At 45.0% G+C, this 18,240-nt stretch carries 11 protein-coding genes, 2 tRNA genes and 3 rRNA genes; 8 read left to right on the plus strand and 8 right to left on the minus strand.

The features are described from left to right. Window positions 1-7: 7 nt before the first annotated feature. Window positions 8-586, minus strand: a complete 579-nt coding sequence (gerD, locus tag AC0VYC_RS00950) for a spore germination lipoprotein GerD (RefSeq protein ID WP_007496366.1) — start codon at window positions 584-586, stop codon at window positions 8-10. 90 nt (window positions 587-676) lie between these two features. Between gerD and AC0VYC_RS00955 the strand changes: the two genes are divergently transcribed. Further along, window positions 677-1,279: a KinB-signaling pathway activation protein gene (locus tag AC0VYC_RS00955; protein WP_008345196.1), complete on the plus strand. Its 603-nt coding sequence runs from the start codon at window positions 677-679 to the stop codon at window positions 1,277-1,279. Here the strand turns inward: AC0VYC_RS00955 and pdaB are convergent. Further along, window positions 1,272-2,036, minus strand: a complete 765-nt coding sequence (gene pdaB / locus AC0VYC_RS00960; protein ID WP_039170433.1) for a polysaccharide deacetylase family sporulation protein PdaB — start codon at window positions 2,034-2,036, stop codon at window positions 1,272-1,274. The genes AC0VYC_RS00955 and pdaB overlap by 8 nt on opposite strands. Before the next feature lie 375 nt (window positions 2,037-2,411). Between pdaB and AC0VYC_RS00965 the strand changes: the two genes are divergently transcribed. The 7 genes from AC0VYC_RS00965 to AC0VYC_RS00995 all read left to right on the plus strand — a co-directional run bounded on the left by AC0VYC_RS00965 (window position 2,412) and on the right by AC0VYC_RS00995 (window position 10,270). Further along, a 16S ribosomal RNA gene (locus tag AC0VYC_RS00965) occupies window positions 2,412-3,960 on the plus strand. Between the two features lie 181 nt (window positions 3,961-4,141). Continuing rightward, window positions 4,142-7,072: ribosomal RNA gene (locus AC0VYC_RS00970) — 23S ribosomal RNA — on the plus strand. Window positions 7,073-7,133: 61 nt separating this feature from the next. Beyond that, a 5S ribosomal RNA gene (gene rrf / locus AC0VYC_RS00975) occupies window positions 7,134-7,249 on the plus strand. The 16S, 23S and 5S rRNA genes sit together here with 2 tRNA genes alongside, the layout of an rRNA operon. Before the next feature lie 43 nt (window positions 7,250-7,292). Further along, window positions 7,293-7,367, plus strand: a tRNA-Asn gene (locus AC0VYC_RS00980). A gap of 1 nt (window position 7,368) precedes the next feature. Beyond that, window positions 7,369-7,441, plus strand: a tRNA-Thr gene (locus AC0VYC_RS00985). A gap of 362 nt (window positions 7,442-7,803) precedes the next feature. Continuing rightward, the gene (locus tag AC0VYC_RS00990) at window positions 7,804-9,243 is read left to right on the plus strand and encodes a SulP family inorganic anion transporter (RefSeq protein ID WP_047946085.1); all 1,440 of its coding nucleotides are present in this window, start codon (window positions 7,804-7,806) and stop codon (window positions 9,241-9,243) included. 61 nt (window positions 9,244-9,304) lie between these two features. Next, on the plus strand, window positions 9,305-10,270 hold the full coding sequence (locus AC0VYC_RS00995; protein WP_237562576.1) for a bile acid:sodium symporter family protein: 966 nt from the start codon (window positions 9,305-9,307) through the stop codon (window positions 10,268-10,270). A 38-nt stretch (window positions 10,271-10,308) separates the two neighbouring features. Here the strand turns inward: AC0VYC_RS00995 and AC0VYC_RS01000 are convergent, their stop codons facing one another. The 6 genes from AC0VYC_RS01000 to murQ are packed head-to-tail and all read right to left on the minus strand — an operon-like array spanning window position 10,309 to window position 18,038. Next, window positions 10,309-11,517 carry an exo-beta-N-acetylmuramidase NamZ family protein gene (locus AC0VYC_RS01000; RefSeq protein ID WP_370539176.1) on the minus strand — a complete coding sequence of 403 codons (1,209 nt, stop codon included), beginning with the start codon at window positions 11,515-11,517 and terminating at the stop codon, window positions 10,309-10,311. Between the two features lie 50 nt (window positions 11,518-11,567). Then, a complete protein-coding gene (locus tag AC0VYC_RS01005; protein WP_475389178.1) occupies window positions 11,568-13,487 on the minus strand; it encodes a glycoside hydrolase family 3 protein in 1,920 nt (639 codons plus the stop codon). Window positions 13,488-13,500: 13 nt separating this feature from the next. After that, a complete protein-coding gene (gene pbp4b, locus AC0VYC_RS01010) occupies window positions 13,501-14,856 on the minus strand; it encodes a penicillin binding protein PBP4B (protein WP_060832001.1) in 1,356 nt (451 codons plus the stop codon). 12 nt (window positions 14,857-14,868) lie between these two features. Continuing rightward, window positions 14,869-16,248, minus strand: a complete 1,380-nt coding sequence (locus AC0VYC_RS01015) for a PTS transporter subunit EIIC (RefSeq protein ID WP_017358875.1) — start codon at window positions 16,246-16,248, stop codon at window positions 14,869-14,871. Then, complete coding sequence (locus AC0VYC_RS01020) at window positions 16,245-17,114, minus strand: MurR/RpiR family transcriptional regulator (RefSeq protein ID WP_007498558.1); 870 nt, start codon at window positions 17,112-17,114, stop codon at window positions 16,245-16,247. The genes AC0VYC_RS01015 and AC0VYC_RS01020 overlap by 4 nt, the downstream gene beginning before the upstream one ends. 12 nt (window positions 17,115-17,126) lie before the next feature. After that, complete coding sequence (gene murQ, locus AC0VYC_RS01025) at window positions 17,127-18,038, minus strand: N-acetylmuramic acid 6-phosphate etherase (RefSeq protein ID WP_047946090.1); 912 nt, start codon at window positions 18,036-18,038, stop codon at window positions 17,127-17,129. Window positions 18,039-18,240: the final 202 nt, after the last annotated feature.

Here is an 18,240-nt window from a genome sequence, read left to right on the forward strand (position 1 = left end):
GTGATGTTTAACTGCCGCTTCCTTGTGAACCGGAATCATTGCTGCTTTCAGAGACTGCTTTTTTTAGCTCATCTTCGAATTTCTTCTTATAGAGAGGGCTGCTTAATGTTTCTGTAATAACTTTCTCTAAGTGCTTTCGGAACTCTTTGCTTTTGACCAGTTCACCGTATTTCTTTTCCATTTCAGGATCCTTGAGAATATCCATCATCATTTGTTGATAGTCAGGGTCCTTCATCAATTGTTTTAACATCTTTTCATGCTGTTGCTGCATGGATTTTGCGAAAGTCTCGGCAAATTTAGAATCCTCAAAGACCTTCTTCCAGAACTCTTTGCCTTTATCAGAAGTTAGTGTTTTCTCTATTGTTTTTTTCACAGTTTGTTCATCCATTACCAAAGCTTCATTCATTGCCTCGTCATTTAATAACTGTTGAATGGCCTTTTTACCGTCATCTGTTTTCAAAATATCGACGACCATTTTTTTCGTTTCGTCATAGTCCATATTAGATGAGGATTGGGTTTTGGGAGCACAAGCTGTTAGAGATAAAAGAAGAAAACAGCTCATTATACGCAAGATGCCTTTTGACATACTGTGGCTCCTTTCGTTACATGTCTTACTTTTAATATGAATGTTTCACATGAATTTATACATAACAAAAATAGGGGTTGGGTCATTTCAATGAAAAGTCGGGATTTAGTTCGTTTTTTCTTCTCTGTGCTGGCTGTTGGAGCGGTCATTACAAGCGTGGTAGGTTTTGCGCTGGAGTGGGGGAAATATCAGAAGCTGTTTGTATCGTTTGAGATTTTAGAGATTGCGTCTGTGTTATTTTGGTTTATTGGTGTGGGGATGATCTTTAGTGTAATCAGTCAGATGGGGTTTGTTGTCTTTTTGACAGTGCACCGGTTTGCGCTGGAGATTTTCAGGTCGCATTCTTTATGGAATACCATTCAGTTATTCCTTGTGATTTTCGTGCTGTTTGATTTAGCTTATTTGCGGTTTTTGTTTTTCGGGGAGAATGAATCATTTCTTCCATACTTGTGGCTGCCTGTTTTTATCGGTGTGTTTGCATTGATCGTGTCTTATTTTAAACAGCAGCAGTCCTCTAAGAAAACATTTATTTCTGCAATGTTTCTCATGGTCGTCATCACGTCGTTAGAATGGTTTCCGGCGCTTAGAGTCAATGAAGAGGACTGGCTATATTTAATGCTATTCCCGTTATTAGGTTGTAATGCGTTTCAGTTATTAGCTATGCCGCGGTTTTCAAAAGCAAAAGCTACTTAACCTCAGTTGACTTTGTTTTTGTATTAGAGATAAGCTCGCCAACCGTGACGTTTCTTAAATTTTGATCTTTTAAGTGTTTTAAAATAGCTGGTAAGGCTTGAGCGGTTTGGGTGGCTGAATCTGAGGCGTGAAGGAGAATGATGTCTCCGCTTTTCATTCGATCATTTACATTATGAACAATCTGGTCGACGCCCGGGTTCAGCCAATCTTGAGAATTGATGCTGTAATGGACAACTGTATAGCCATACTGTGTTGCAATTTTCAATACCGTTTCATTAAATTGCCCAGTTGGCGGTCTTAATAATTGAATGTCTTCCAGTCCAAGCTTTTGAAATGTATTTTGTGCACGGACAAGATCTCGCTTAATTTCGTTTTCTTCAAGCTGGCTATAATTTTTATATGCATAGCCAAGGCTGCCGATTTGATGGCCGTCCTCTTTAATCCTTTTCACAATATCCGGGTGACGCTCAGCCCAAGAAGCAGACAGAAAGAAAGTGGCGTTCTTTATATCGTACTCGCGGAGGACATTTAAAATAGGAACAGCCTTCTCGTCTCCCCAGCCAATATTAAACGTAAGGGATGCGTGTTTTGATGAGGTCTCTCCTTTATAAATTGCTCGGGGTCCTTGTTCTGTTTTAAATACCGACAGCGGCGGTGCCTTTTGTACATAAAAAAAGGTTGCAGCTGCAAGGGCTGCTACAAGAATAATGACTACTTGCTTCAGCCGTTTAATAGGCAACACATATAATCGACTCAATTCAAACACTCCCGCCTTGTCCAAGATTGTTACTTGATTGTATGCAGGACAAGGGTTTAACATGCATGATAAAACTATTTTAAAAAAAGTTCTGAAAAGGCGTTGACCAACAGAATGTTTTCGTGATATATTATTAATCGTCGCTGACACACAGTGACAAACACAAACGCTTCGGGAAATAAACTTGAAAAAAGTTGTTGACATAAGATGAAGCGAAATGTTATATTATTAAAGCCGCTAAGAACGGCGAAGATGATCTTTGAAAACTAAACAAGACAAAACGTACCTGTTAATTCGAGTTTTTATAAAAAAATCCTATGATACATCATAGGTAGTCAGTCAAACTGGCGAAAAGCAAAACTTCGGTTTTGTACTTTTTCGGAGAGTTTGATCCTGGCTCAGGACGAACGCTGGCGGCGTGCCTAATACATGCAAGTCGAGCGGACAGAAGGGAGCTTGCTCCCGGATGTTAGCGGCGGACGGGTGAGTAACACGTGGGTAACCTGCCTGTAAGACTGGGATAACTCCGGGAAACCGGAGCTAATACCGGATAGTTCCTTGAACCGCATGGTTCAAGGATGAAAGACGGTTTCGGCTGTCACTTACAGATGGACCCGCGGCGCATTAGCTAGTTGGTGAGGTAACGGCTCACCAAGGCGACGATGCGTAGCCGACCTGAGAGGGTGATCGGCCACACTGGGACTGAGACACGGCCCAGACTCCTACGGGAGGCAGCAGTAGGGAATCTTCCGCAATGGACGAAAGTCTGACGGAGCAACGCCGCGTGAGTGATGAAGGTTTTCGGATCGTAAAGCTCTGTTGTTAGGGAAGAACAAGTGCAAGAGTAACTGCTTGCACCTTGACGGTACCTAACCAGAAAGCCACGGCTAACTACGTGCCAGCAGCCGCGGTAATACGTAGGTGGCAAGCGTTGTCCGGAATTATTGGGCGTAAAGGGCTCGCAGGCGGTTTCTTAAGTCTGATGTGAAAGCCCCCGGCTCAACCGGGGAGGGTCATTGGAAACTGGGAAACTTGAGTGCAGAAGAGGAGAGTGGAATTCCACGTGTAGCGGTGAAATGCGTAGAGATGTGGAGGAACACCAGTGGCGAAGGCGACTCTCTGGTCTGTAACTGACGCTGAGGAGCGAAAGCGTGGGGAGCGAACAGGATTAGATACCCTGGTAGTCCACGCCGTAAACGATGAGTGCTAAGTGTTAGGGGGTTTCCGCCCCTTAGTGCTGCAGCTAACGCATTAAGCACTCCGCCTGGGGAGTACGGTCGCAAGACTGAAACTCAAAGGAATTGACGGGGGCCCGCACAAGCGGTGGAGCATGTGGTTTAATTCGAAGCAACGCGAAGAACCTTACCAGGTCTTGACATCCTCTGACAACCCTAGAGATAGGGCTTTCCCTTCGGGGACAGAGTGACAGGTGGTGCATGGTTGTCGTCAGCTCGTGTCGTGAGATGTTGGGTTAAGTCCCGCAACGAGCGCAACCCTTGATCTTAGTTGCCAGCATTTAGTTGGGCACTCTAAGGTGACTGCCGGTGACAAACCGGAGGAAGGTGGGGATGACGTCAAATCATCATGCCCCTTATGACCTGGGCTACACACGTGCTACAATGGACAGAACAAAGGGCTGCGAGACCGCAAGGTTTAGCCAATCCCACAAATCTGTTCTCAGTTCGGATCGCAGTCTGCAACTCGACTGCGTGAAGCTGGAATCGCTAGTAATCGCGGATCAGCATGCCGCGGTGAATACGTTCCCGGGCCTTGTACACACCGCCCGTCACACCACGAGAGTTTGCAACACCCGAAGTCGGTGAGGTAACCTTTATGGAGCCAGCCGCCGAAGGTGGGGCAGATGATTGGGGTGAAGTCGTAACAAGGTAGCCGTATCGGAAGGTGCGGCTGGATCACCTCCTTTCTAAGGATATATGGAGCAGTGTGCGTTTTCGTCTTGTTTAGTTTTGAAGGATCATTCCTTCAAACATGTCTCTAGCGAGACAGGATTGTTCTTTGAAAACTAGATAACAATAAGTAATACATTCACATTGAATGCAATGCAAAGTTCATCACACATAGTGATTCTTTCTAAAGTAAGAAATGGTTAAGTTAGAAAGGGCGCACGGTGGATGCCTTGGCACTAGGAGCCGATGAAGGACGGGACGAACACCGATATGCTTCGGGGAGCTGTAAGCAAGCTTTGATCCGGAGATTTCCGAATGGGGAAACCCACTGCTCGTAATGGAGTAGTATCCATACTTGAATACATAGAGTATGAGAAGGCATACCCGGGGAACTGAAACATCTAAGTACCCGGAGGAAGAGAAAGCAAATGCGATTCCCTGAGTAGCGGCGAGCGAAACGGGAACAGCCCAAACCAAGAGGCTTGCCTCTTGGGGTTGTAGGACACTCTATACGGAGTTACAAAGGAACGATATAAGCGAAGAGGTCTGGAAAGGCCCGCCAAAGAAGGTAACAGCCCTGTAACTGAAATGTTGTTCTCTCCAGAGTGGATCCTGAGTACGGCGGAACACGTGAAATTCCGTCGGAATCCGGGAGGACCATCTCCCAAGGCTAAATACTCCCTAGTGACCGATAGTGAACCAGTACCGTGAGGGAAAGGTGAAAAGCACCCCGGAAGGGGAGTGAAATAGATCCTGAAACCGTGTGCCTACAAGTAGTCAGAGCCCGTTAACGGGTGATGGCGTGCCTTTTGTAGAATGAACCGGCGAGTTACGATCCCGTGCAAGGTTAAGCAGAAGATGCGGAGCCGCAGCGAAAGCGAGTCTGAATAGGGCGCATGAGTACGTGGTCGTAGACCCGAAACCAGGTGATCTACCCATGTCCAGGGTGAAGTTCAGGTAACACTGAATGGAGGCCCGAACCCACGCACGTTGAAAAGTGCGGGGATGAGGTGTGGGTAGGGGTGAAATGCCAATCGAACCTGGAGATAGCTGGTTCTCTCCGAAATAGCTTTAGGGCTAGCCTCAAGGTAAGAGTCTCGGAGGTAGAGCACTGATTGGACTAGGGGCCCCTACCGGGTTACCGAATTCAGTCAAACTCCGAATGCCGATGACTTATCCTTGGGAGTCAGACTGCGAGTGATAAGATCCGTAGTCGAAAGGGAAACAGCCCAGACCGCCAGCTAAGGTCCCAAAGTATACGTTAAGTGGAAAAGGATGTGGAGTTGCTTAGACAACCAGGATGTTGGCTTAGAAGCAGCCACCATTTAAAGAGTGCGTAATAGCTCACTGGTCGAGTGACTCTGCGCCGAAAATGTACCGGGGCTAAACGTATCACCGAAGCTGCGGACTGTTCTTACGAACAGTGGTAGGAGAGCGTTCTAAGTGCAGTGAAGTCAGACCGGAAGGACTGGTGGAGCGCTTAGAAGTGAGAATGCCGGTATGAGTAGCGAAAGACGGGTGAGAATCCCGTCCACCGAATGCCTAAGGTTTCCTGAGGAAGGCTCGTCCGCTCAGGGTTAGTCGGGACCTAAGCCGAGGCCGAAAGGCGTAGGCGATGGACAACAGGTTGATATTCCTGTACCACCTCCTCACCATTTGAGCAATGGGGGGACGCAGGAGGATAGGGTAAGCGCGGTATTGGATATCCGCGTCCAAGCAGTTAGGCTGGGAAATAGGCAAATCCGTTTCCCGTGAAGGCTGAGCTGTGATGGCGAGCGAAATTTAGTAGCGAAGTTCCTGATTCCACACTGCCAAGAAAAGCCTCTAGCGAGGTGAGAGGTGCCCGTACCGCAAACCGACACAGGTAGGCGAGGAGAGAATCCTAAGGTGATCGAGAGAACTCTCGTTAAGGAACTCGGCAAAATGACCCCGTAACTTCGGGAGAAGGGGTGCTTCTTAGGGTGTTAAAGCCCCGAGAAGCCGCAGTGAATAGGCCCAGGCGACTGTTTAGCAAAAACACAGGTCTCTGCGAAGCCGTAAGGCGAAGTATAGGGGCTGACGCCTGCCCGGTGCTGGAAGGTTAAGAGGAGCGCTTAGCGTAAGCGAAGGTGCGAATTGAAGCCCCAGTAAACGGCGGCCGTAACTATAACGGTCCTAAGGTAGCGAAATTCCTTGTCGGGTAAGTTCCGACCCGCACGAAAGGCGCAACGATCTGGGCACTGTCTCAACGAGAGACTCGGTGAAATTATAGTACCTGTGAAGATGCAGGTTACCCGCGACAGGACGGAAAGACCCCGTGGAGCTTTACTGCAGCCTGATATTGAATGTTGGTACAGCTTGTACAGGATAGGTAGGAGCCTTGGAAACCGGAGCGCTAGCTTCGGTGGAGGCATCGGTGGGATACTACCCTGGCTGTATTGACCTTCTAACCCGCTGCCCTTATCGGGCAGGGAGACAGTGTCAGGTGGGCAGTTTGACTGGGGCGGTCGCCTCCTAAAATGTAACGGAGGCGCCCAAAGGTTCCCTCAGAATGGTTGGAAATCATTCGCAGAGTGTAAAGGCACAAGGGAGCTTGACTGCGAGACCTACAAGTCGAGCAGGGACGAAAGTCGGGCTTAGTGATCCGGTGGTTCCGCATGGAAGGGCCATCGCTCAACGGATAAAAGCTACCCCGGGGATAACAGGCTTATCTCCCCCAAGAGTCCACATCGACGGGGAGGTTTGGCACCTCGATGTCGGCTCATCGCATCCTGGGGCTGTAGTCGGTCCCAAGGGTTGGGCTGTTCGCCCATTAAAGCGGTACGCGAGCTGGGTTCAGAACGTCGTGAGACAGTTCGGTCCCTATCCGTCGCGGGCGCAGGAAATTTGAGAGGAGCTGTCCTTAGTACGAGAGGACCGGGATGGACGCACCGCTGGTGTACCAGTTGTTCTGCCAAGGGCATCGCTGGGTAGCTATGTGCGGACGGGATAAGTGCTGAAAGCATCTAAGCATGAAGCCCCCCTCAAGATGAGATTTCCCATTCCGCAAGGAAGTAAGATCCCTGAAAGATGATCAGGTTGATAGGTCTGAGGTGGAAGCGTGGTGACACGTGGAGCTGACAGATACTAATAGATCGAGGACTTAACCTATATTCTAATGTGAAAAATGAACATTGTTATCTAGTTTTGAGAGAACATTCTCTCCATCAGGTTTGGTGGCGATAGCGAAGAGGTCACACCCGTTCCCATACCGAACACGGAAGTTAAGCTCTTCAGCGCCGATGGTAGTTGGGGGTTTCCCCCTGTGAGAGTAGGACGCCGCCAAGCTTTTTGTTTATATCCTTCCAATGGAAGAAGTTACTTTATCCATTCCGCAGTAGCTCAGTGGTAGAGCTATCGGCTGTTAACCGATCGGTCGTAGGTTCGAGTCCTACCTGCGGAGCCATGCTTCCATAGCTCAGTAGGTAGAGCACTTCCATGGTAAGGAAGAGGTCAGCGGTTCGAGCCCGCTTGGAAGCTTTCCTCTATATGATAATGGTAAATGTTAAGGTTTCTCGTTGATGAGAAGGCTTTTTTTGTTTGTTTTAAAATAAGTTGACGTTTATTGATCTTGGTTCGGCTCATGAAAATAGAAAATGACTCGAGCGATTTTGATGGAAGCTTTGCCTTAGCTTTCTACATACCCCTTCTATTTGTTCTTGATTCTTCGGCGTATTTCTTTTATCCTTACTAAAGTGATGACTTCCTCTCTTACAAAAGACTCTGTACGTTCCTCTTTTTCCCCGAAATTGAATGGTTATTGTTTTTCCCTTTCTGTATCTCCGGTTTTTATTCGCCTTCTTTTTCCTTGTACGGTATGTATATAAAAAGGAGTAGATGGTTTGAAAGATTTATTTGTAAAGCAAGAATGGTTTGGACATGTGCGTCAGGATGTGCTGGCGGGTATTTTAGTGGCCTTGGCTTTGATTCCTGAGGCGATTGCGTTTTCGATTATTGCGGGCGTTGATCCTAAGGTCGGTTTGTATGCTTCGTTTTGTATTGCGATTGTGATTTCGTTTGTTGGTGGACGGCCAGGTATGATCTCTGCCGCTACTGGGGCTATGGCGCTGGTCATGGTCAATTTGATTGCAGATCATGGATTGCAGTATTTGTTCGCAGCTACGATTTTAACAGGCTTGATTCAAATTGTGTTTGGATTGTGCCGTGTTTCTCGTCTGATGAAATTTATTCCGAGGTCTGTGATGGTTGGTTTTGTCAATGCGTTGGCAATTATGATCTTCATGGCACAGCTGCCGCATTTCGTTGGGGAATCCATGGCTATGTATGTCATGACAGGTGGAGCATTGTTGATCATTTATGTATTGCCGATGGTCACAAAAGTTATTCCCTCTCCACTTATTGCAATTATTGTGATGACGATGATTGCTGTATTTGGGCATATTGATGTCAGAACGGTTGGGGACATGGGAGAGCTTCCTAGCTCTTTACCAACTTTTCTTATTCCCAATGTACCGTTTAGCTGGGAAACACTTGCTATCATTTTTCCTTATTCCTTAGCACTTGCGATGGTTGGTTTACTTGAATCTTTATTAACAGCACAGATTGTAGATGATATGACGGAAACGTCTAGTCGTAAAAATAAGGAAGCGAGAGGCCAAGGAATTGCCAATGTGGTGGCAGGATTTTTTGGCGGTATGGCTGGCTGTGCGATGATTGGTCAATCTGTGATTAATACAAAGGCAGGGGGACGAGGCAGGCTTTCTACCTTTGTGGCTGGTGCATTTTTAATGGTATTGATTTTTGTTTTGGGTGATGTGGTTGTTCAAATTCCGATGGCTGCTCTTGTTGCTGTCATGATCATGGTTTCTATTGGTACCTTTGATTGGAGTTCATTCCAGCAGCTAAAAAAGAACCCCAAAACAGATTCTCTTGTGATGCTTGTCACGGTCGTGACGGTGGTGTTCACTCATGATTTATCCAAGGGTGTTTTTGCAGGGGTGCTGCTTAGTGCCGTATTCTTTGTGGCTAAAATATCAAAACTTCATATCACCTCTACAGAAAGCCAAGCTGGTACATGGATTTATCGAATTAAGGGACAAATTTTCTTTGCTTCCGTGACTGAATTGATTCAAGCCTTCCATCATGGAAACGACCTGAAAACGGTTGTGATTGATTTGTCTGAAGCGCGTATATGGGACGAATCAGGTGTGGCCGCAATTGAACGTGTGAAGGAAAAATATCGTACAGCTGGTGTAGAGGTGGACGTAGTTGGAATGGATACGTCTAGTCAAAAACTTATGAAACAAGTGATCGGATCTTAAAGAGACTTTTCTGTTTGTTACAATAGAACAAGGAAGAAAGTGAAGGATGGAGGTGGCCGGCATGCTTGTCCGTTTGAATCAGGTGCTCGGCCGGATGATGCCGCTCATTACGCCTGTCAGCGTGCTACTTGGTGTATTATTGGCGGCGTATTTAAAAGATTTCACCTTTTTGGTGCCTTGGGTGTTTGCTGTGATGACATTTTCAGGGAGCTTGTCATCTACTTTTTCAGCTTTAAAGCATACGGTGATGCATCCATTGCCTTTGATTTTATCGTTTATGATTTTGCATGTGCTGATGCCCCTTTATGCATGGTCGGCGGGGCATTTGATATTTGCAGGTGATGCTATGACGATCACCGGTTTGACGCTTGCGATGGTGATTCCGACAGGTGTGTCTAGTTTAATATGGGCGGCAATGTATAAAGGGAATGTGGGGTTAACGTTATCTATCATATTAATTGATACATTGCTTTCGCCATTGATTGTGCCAGTAAGCTTGTCAATCTTCGTTGGTACACAGGTCCATATGGACATGGTGGCGATCATGAAAGGACTATTCGGTATGGTGGTGCTGCCCTCTATTTTAGGGATGCTCGTTCGTCAGTATGCAAAGCCATCGGTGACAAAAGCAATGAGTCAGACCTTGGCTCCTTTTTCAAAATTAGGCTTGTTTGTTGTCGTATCGATTAACAGTTCTGTTGTCGCCCCATATTTGCGTGAACTGGATGTTGCATTTTTTAGCAAAGCAGCGACTGTCTTTTTCATTGCGATGAGTGGGTATGCTTTTGCGTGGTTGATTGGAAAGGCGATGAAATGTACCCAAGGAGAAATTGTGGCGATTGTGTATACGGGCGGTATGCGGAACATTAGCGCGGGTGCTGTGCTTGCCATTAGCTTTTTCCCGCCTGCTGTTGCTGTTCCTGTTGTGATTGGCATGCTGTTTCAGCAAGTGCTTGCAGCCTTGTTTGGCTTTTTACTTCATCGTTTCGAGCTGAAAGTACCTGCTGTGACTAAGTCTTTATCATGAAAAAACCTCCATCCTTTAAGATGGAGGTTTTTTTGCGATTAATAGATGAGGTATTTCTTTCGTTTCTTTTCGAACGTTTTCAGGTCATGGTGGTATTGTTTCATGATGTGTTTAATGGAAGTGCCTTTATTGATTTCTTCTTTGATCCAGCTATTCCCGATGAGTTTATCAAAGCTGCCTGTTTGTAGGAATTGAAAGTCATTAGGATACAAGTCATGTATTGCTTTGATGATGGATAGACCTGTTTTGACTGCTTCGAATGATTTTCGGTCTGTGACATAAAGCTGTACCCCGTGAGACAAAGTCCCGGCATGTTTTGAAAAGGTAGGGGTAAATGAAACAGGTCTAAATTGAACGCCTTTTAGTTTTAACCCATTTAAATGATCTGCTAGCTCGTTGCTATTGATATATGGAGCGCCAATGAGTTCGAACGGTTTTGTCGTTCCTCTGCCTTCAGAAACGTTTGTGCCTTCGATTAATCCTGTTGCTGGGTAAACAAAGGTACTATCAACGGTCGGCATGTTAGGTGAAGGGAGGACGAACGGCAGCTTCGTGTCATCGAACGTCATGGATCGTTTCCAATGTTTCATTTTGATCACTTTTACATCAGCGTTGATATGAAACTCTTTATTAAACATGTATGCAAGTTCTCCAGTTGTCATCCCATGTCTTAATGGGATGGGATAGAGACCTACAAAAGAGGCGTGTTCTGGCTCTAATACAGGTCCTTCTACTTTTAGCCCGTCTATTGGGTTTGGACGATCTAAGACAACAAATGGAATGTTGTTTTCCTTAGCTGCTTCCATTGCATACGCCATCGTGTAAATATAGGTGTAATAACGAGTACCAACGTCTTGAATATCAAATAGCAGGACATCTACATTTTTGAGCATTTCAGGAGTTGGCTTTCTTGTTTTTCCATAAAGAGAGTAAACAGGCAGGCCTGTTTTTTCGTCAGTATACGATTCGACGCCTTCTCCTGCTTGTGCATCACCGCGGACGCCATGTTCAGGCCCATACAAGGCAGTCAGTTTAATATCGGGGTGTTCAAATAGCAGATCGACACTGCTTTTCATGTTTGCATCAATGCCTGTAGGATTCGTAATAAGCCCTACTTTTTTCCCTTTAAGCCAAGAGAGGTTACTTGAGAGTAATGTTTCGATACCTGTTTTGACTGTTGCTTTTTTTCCTTTTGTATCTGTTCGTTCTGAATCTGCGGGGGAGGCGGCGGTCAATGTGCTGATCATGAGAATGCTAGCGAGTATCAAGCTTGCTGTCTTTTTCAAGAGAATCCCTCCTATTTGATCTGTTTTCCTTTTAAATTGAGTCCATAGCCAAATGGGTAAAGGGTTTGATTAGGATGAGTGACTGATGGGATAGCGACGGGTAATTTCCCTTTAGGTGAGGCCGCTCCAAAAATCACTTCTAGTCCCGCAGGAATATTCGGTTGATTGAATTGTCCGTTTGAGTACCCTTTAAAACCGTACACAGCTAGTAAGGCATCGGCTTCTTCAAAATTTGCCGCATCATAAGGGTTTCGGAGACTCATGATGACCAATTTTTTGTTTTGTGCTGCTGCTTCTTTCATGACAGCACGAGGGAAGGCCGTTGCCCATTTTTTCGGATCCTGTACACCGTCATCAATGACGCCATCATTCACAGCCGGGTCATTTTGGACAACGTAAGAGCCGGTAATGACATAGTCAGCATTTTGAATGAGTTTGGCTGTTTCTTTGGAGAAGCTCTTATCTGCAAATGCGTATGATTGGATTTGCACAGGTTTGATCTTTTTCTGTTTGATCAGAGATTCAATTGTGACGGACATTGCTTTTGTTTGATCTTCGTACGGTGCCATGAGTACGATTTTGTCATTCTTTTTAGGCTTAAAAGGCAAGGTTTTGTCGTTGTTTTTAAGGAGAGTGATTCCTTCGCGTGCCATTTTTTGTTCTGCTTTTCGGTGCGACTTTTGACCAACGAGCTGTGTGGCTTTTTTGATTTTCTTCTCAAGGCTTACTGATTTATTGGCGGAAATGATGCCGCGTTTGATCTTTAATTGAAGGATTTTTTCGACAGATTGATTGATCTGAGATATCGGAATTTCGTTTGTGAGAACTGCTCTTTTTAAAGCATTGAACACATTCTCTAGGTTTTTTTCTGTCTTTAAGGACGTGACAGGTGCTGGCATGAGGGCAATGTCGACGCCTGCTTTAATAGCCATTACCACAGCTTCTTCCTGTCCGAAGTTATCTGCAATCGCTTTCATATTGAGGGCGTCTGTTACAACCACTCCTTGAAAGCCCATGTCTTCTTTTAATAAGTTTGTGATGACTTTTTTTGATAAGGTTGCTGGTACCATAATGTCCTCGCCATCTTTTTTGCTTTTATACGTTGTGTCATCAATGGCTGGGAATTGAACATGAGCGGTCATGACCATATCTGCCCCTGCGTTGATTGCTTGTTGAAATGGATACAGCTCCACCTTTTTAAGACGATCTAGATTATGTTCTACAAGCGGAAGACCGTAGTGACTATCAACAGCTGTATCACCATGTCCCGGGAAATGCTTTAATGTGGAAATGGTCTTTTCCTTTTGAAGTCCTTTCGTGGTTTGCAGACCGAGTCTCGTGACAAGTTCAGGGTCAGAGCTAAAGGAACGGACACCGATGACGGGGTTATTCGGGTTATTATTTACATCAAGAACAGGAGAGAAATTTGTATTGATACCTAGAGCGTTTAATTCTTTGCCGATGATTTTACCAGTGTCATAAGCATTTTTCTTACTTCGAGAGGCACCAATCGACATATTTCCTGGGAAATGTGTTCCCTTTTGTAGTCTTGTGACGATTCCGCCTTCTTGATCAATGGAAATGAGTAAAGGAATGTTGGGTGATGCTTGTTGAAATTCATGTGTGAGTTTGACGGTTTGTTTCGTATCAACGACATTTTCTGCAAATAAGATGACACCGCCTAAATGATATTTCTCTACAAGGTGAGAAACTTCTTTATTCATTTTTGTGAAGCCTGTAGGAGCGGATTCACCTTCTGCTTGCCAATTGCGAAAGTCTGGCATGAGCATTTGGCCAATTTTTTCATCCAAGGACATGTCCTGAACCATTTGTTTGGCAGTTGGGAGAGAGGCGGAGCTCACCTTTTCCGTTGGAATGGAAGAGGTGAGCAGGCCCAAAACGAGTGCAGCGGGGAACAGAGCTTTTAACATCGAATTCCTCCTTTTACTTAAAAGATTCGTAGATTGCAGTCATGATGCTTCCATAAGTACCAGTTGGGAAAAGGTCACCTTCAAATTGATTTGGGTTGACTTCAGGTGAAACGACGGGTGAATGTTTTTTATTTGTCAGCAAGACGACGCCTAGATTGTGTTTTGGATCAATCAATGTCATCGTTCCGGTCCAGCCTGTGTGTCCATACGCTTCTTTACTTGCGTATTTCCCAAACATCCATTCCATGTCAGTATTGCCGTTTTTCCGCCAGCCTAGCCCGTAAGTTGGGTTCGTGTCTGATGATTCCGTAAAGAGATCGATAGAAGCTTGGTCAAAGATGGTTGTTTTCCCATAGCCTCCTTTATTGAGCATCAGCTGAAGCAGTACGGCCATATCTGATGTATTAGAGAAAAGTCCAGCATGTCCGGAGACACCTGCCATTGAGTAATAGGCTTTCTCATCGTGGACTTCACCTAGCAAGGTATACCTGCGAATGTTTTCAAAATCGATGACACCGTCGCGTGTATTGCCTAGACGCTCGGTTGCTGCAAAATGCTTTGGCTTGAATCCCTTTTTCAGCGGATTGAACATGGTATGTTTTAGACCAAGCGGTCGATAAATCGTCGACTCTACATATTGATCAAGAGGCATACCGGTTTTTTTCTCAATGATCATGCCTAACAGCATGTAATCAATATCACTATAAATATGCTGAGTGCCTGGCTTGTATTGCAGAGGCACCTTTGGTAGCCATTTCATGGTTGTTTGTCTATCTTGAGAGAAAAAAGAGCCCGCTTGCTCTTTGCTATAAAATAAAACACTGGAAGGCAGTCCGGCAGAATGGGTGAGAAGATCCTTGACTCGAAGCTGATCTTTGCCGGTTACCTTTGCATCTGGTTCATCTTGAAAGTCAGGCAGGATGGTTTGTATTTTTTCATTTACATCTAGTTTTTGTTCATATACTAGCTTTTGCAGGGCATAGTTGGTGGCATACATTTTTGTATTGGATGCCAAATCGAACAGTGTGTTCTTTTTCATTTTCTTATAGAATTTGAGTTCTGTTGTCCCTTTATATTTTTGTCTGTAGCCATAGGCTTTTTGATGGACGATCTGACCATCCTTGATAATGATGAGTGCTGCCCCTGGAAACCCTGCTTTGATATCGTTTTGAATCATGTGATCAACCTTCCTAAGCTGCCTAGAAGAAAAACCTACTTGTTCCGGTCGTTTTGCTTTTTTTAAGACGGGATATTCTTCAGGTGCTGTTTTAGACAAAGACGATACAGGATGGGAGCTAGTTGCAAATGTTTGTACTGGTAACCCTAGGAGCATGAACAGACTTGTGATGATGAGAAAATATTTCTTCAAGAGCTAGACCTCCTATTGCTTATTTTCCTCGAATTCAACAGCCATATCATCATGAAATCCGAATAAGTATGTGAAGATAAATCCAGCGACATATGCAATGAAGAGACCTATTAAGTAAAGCAGCATTTGATGTGTGTGAACGATAAAGGTTAATGGGAGACCTGAAACCCCGATTGCTTTAGTGGCGATTTGGAAATAGGCTTGAAATGCTCCGCCGATTCCTGCGCCGAGACAAGCAGTGAGGAAGGGTCTTCCGAGCGGGAGTGTGACACCGAAAATGAGCGGTTCTCCAATTCCAAGCATTCCTGAAGGAAGTCCGCCTGCAATGGCTCTTTTCAGCTTTTTCTTTTTTGTTTTCATATAAATGGCAAAAGCAGCACCGACCTGTCCTGCGCCTCCCATAGCGAGGATTGGCAGAAGCGGGTCATCTCCAATTGAATTAATCAGTTCCATATGAATAGGTGTTAGGCCTTGGTGAAGTCCAGTGACAACAAGAGGAAGGAAGGTAGCACCAAGAACAAATCCGGCAAAAATACCGCCAATGTTTAATAGATAAGTAAGTCCAGAGGTGATGGCATCAGATATAAATCCGCCGACTGGCATGAAGATAACGTACGTGAAAATGCCTGTAATGAGTAGTGTGATGGTTGGTGTGACGATGATATCGAGTGATTGCGGGACGAAGCGTCTGATCCGGGTCTCAACAAGTGCCATAAAAATAGCTGCAAGAAGAACACCGATAAGTCCGCCTCTACCTGGTAGAATATTAGTGCCAAATAACATAATATCAGCGGCAGCTGGGTTAATGATGAGAATACCTGCTAATGCGCCTAATGCAGGAGAGCCACCAAATTCTTTTGCGGCGTTTGTTCCTACTAATATACCGAGATAAGCAAACAAGCCTGAGCCTATAACGGTTAGGATAATCGCAGCTTGAGATTTTTCATCGAGCCAGCCTGCTTGCACGACCGCTTTTGTAATACCCGTTATAAGACCCGATGCAACGAGTGCTGGAATAATGGGAATGAAAATGCTGGCGATCCGCCGTAAGAACAGCTTGAATGGTGTGCGGTTCTTTTGTGAAATGGCTTGTTTGTTTTTCTGTGCTTCGTTGTTTAAGTCATATGAACCTGAGGCATTGAGCAGCTGTTCAAACGCACTTGATACTTGGTTGACAACACCTGTGCCTAAAATGATTTGCAGTGTTTCCGCTTCGACGACGCCAATGACGCCATCGAGTTCTTTGATCGCGGTGGTTTGCACTTTTTCACGATCAATGGGTGTAATTCGGAGACGTGTCATACAATGTGTGTGGGAAGAGATGTTTTCAGAACCACCACAGAGTGAAAGGATGTCTTTCGCCAACTGCTGATATTTTTTTTGATGACTCATGTTGAATCCCCCTTTGTTTTTCGTTTCATGGAGCGGATGGCATGCCTTGTTTTGTCAATATATTGTGCTGTCTGTTCATATTGACGAGAGGCTAAACTGAGGAACAAGACATCGATTAAATAGAGCTGTGCCATTCTAGAGGAAGTGGCAGCACTGCGAAAAGGTGCTTCATTGGAACCGGACGTTGATAGATGGACATCACACAATGCAGAAACGCTTGTATGCCCTGGATGCGTTAAAGCAATGGTTTTTACTTCATTTTCTTTGGCGAGCTGAAGGGCTTGGATGATGTCTAACGTTTCTCCAGAAAAGGATATACCGAACACAATGTCATTCTTTCCAGCATTTGCGATGACCGTAGATGCGATGTGCATGTCAGTAAAGGCTGTAGCTGCATAATTGATTCTGAGAAATTTCTGCTGGGCATCAGCTGCGACGATGCCAGATGCACCCACACCGATAAAATGGATTTGGTTTGCATTCAGCAGCAGTTGAACAGCTTTTTCTAAAGCTTCTACATTTAAAATAGAGGCTGTATCTTTGATCGATTGAATGGTGTTTCCTGCTGTCTTTTGAATAATGGATTGAAGTGGTTCATCTTGTTCGATATCCCGGTAGCCTTGTTTATCAGTGTGCATTAAATCTCCAGCGATCCGCATTTTCAAATCGTGATAGCCATCCAGCCCGAGAGACTTACAGAGGCGGATGACGGCAGAGCTGCTTGCACCGGCAGCCTGACTGATTTCATGCACTGTGCTTTTAATGACTTTGTCAGGATGGGCAAGGATATAGTCTGCAATGATTTTTTCAGATTGGGGAAGCTTTGATTTCATTGTGTGTAGTAGGGTGAGTCCGCCTGCTGACATGAGTTTCCTCCTTTAAGATTGATGACGTAAGATGGCTTTGTCGATGTGACCATCTGCTTTGTTGAGCAGGTCTTTGGCTGTCTTTTTATCTGTTTTGGTTTGGAGCATGACGATGGCTGTTTTAACTTCTAAATCGGCTGCTTCAAGGGCTTTTACGGCTTGTTCGTAGGAAGCATTGGTCACATGCTGAATGATGGTGATGGCGCGTTCTTTCAGTTTATGATTGCTTACTTTTACATCTACCATCAGGTTTTCATATACTTTGCCTTGTCTGATCATGACAGAGGTGGAAAGCATATTTAAAATCATTTTATGAGCGGATGCGGCTTTCATTCGTGTTGACCCAGTGATGGCTTCTGCTCCTACGACGACTTCAATGGCGCAGTCTGCTAGTTCGCTAATCTCTGCTTGTTCATTGCAGCTGAGGGCTACTGTTTTTGCTCCAATGGTTCTAGCATAGTTTAAAGCGCCAATGATATAGGGTGTTCTACCGCTCGCCGCGATACCCACAACCGTATCTTTTGATGTCAGGTGGATGTGTTCTAAATCTTTTTGACCAGCTTCTTCACTGTCTTCCACATCTTCTGCTGCATGTGAAAAGGCAGAGTCGCCACCGGCCATGATGCCTACGATGACATCAGGTGAAATGCTATAGGTAGGTGGACATTCGACCGCATCCATTACCCCAATTCTGCCGCTTGTTCCAGCGCCTAGATAAATGAGTCTGCCCCCATTCGAGATGGATTCAAAGGCAAAGTCACTTGCTGTCTTTACGTCTGGAAGGACACGGTTGACGGCTTCAGCGACCTTCATATCTTCCGCATTGATCATTTGGAGTATTTCTAGCGGGCTGGCTTGTGAAATTCTCATGGTGTTAGGGTTTCTTGATTCTGTTGTCAAAGAACGCAGTTGAGATGGCTGCATGTGACATACCTCCTTATTTCTTCATTTTCAGTATATTGAGTATGACATGAAATTTCAATATTATATTTAAATACTGAAATTATATTTCAGTCGAAATGTTGTGCTGATGAGGGTTGAATAGTTAGAAAATAAAAAAAATAAAAATCCCCTTTACAAAAGGGGGACAACCTGTATATAATAACTTTTGTCAGCTTCACGGAAA

It is taken from the genome of Bacillus sp. iso_77, assembly GCF_056173625.1.

Bases quoted from the DNA above. Each gene is read 5' to 3' on its own strand.
- AC0VYC_RS01005 (WP_475389178.1), bottom strand. From the start codon at position 13,487: ATGTTAAAAGCTCTGTTCCCCGCTGCACTCGTTTTGGGCCTGCTCACC.
- AC0VYC_RS00955 (WP_008345196.1), top strand. From the start codon at position 677: ATGAAAAGTCGGGATTTAGTTCGTTTTTTCTTCTCTGTGCTGGCTGTT.
- AC0VYC_RS01000 (WP_370539176.1), bottom strand. From the start codon at position 11,517: ATGATCAGCACATTGACCGCCGCCTCCCCCGCAGATTCAGAACGAACA.
- murQ (WP_047946090.1), bottom strand. From the start codon at position 18,038: ATGCAGCCATCTCAACTGCGTTCTTTGACAACAGAATCAAGAAACCCT.
- AC0VYC_RS01020 (WP_007498558.1), bottom strand. From the start codon at position 17,114: ATGTCAGCAGGCGGACTCACCCTACTACACACAATGAAATCAAAGCTT.
- gerD (WP_007496366.1), bottom strand. From the start codon at position 586: ATGTCAAAAGGCATCTTGCGTATAATGAGCTGTTTTCTTCTTTTATCT.
- AC0VYC_RS01015 (WP_017358875.1), bottom strand. From the start codon at position 16,248: ATGAGTCATCAAAAAAAATATCAGCAGTTGGCGAAAGACATCCTTTCA.
- AC0VYC_RS00995 (WP_237562576.1), top strand. From the start codon at position 9,305: ATGCTTGTCCGTTTGAATCAGGTGCTCGGCCGGATGATGCCGCTCATT.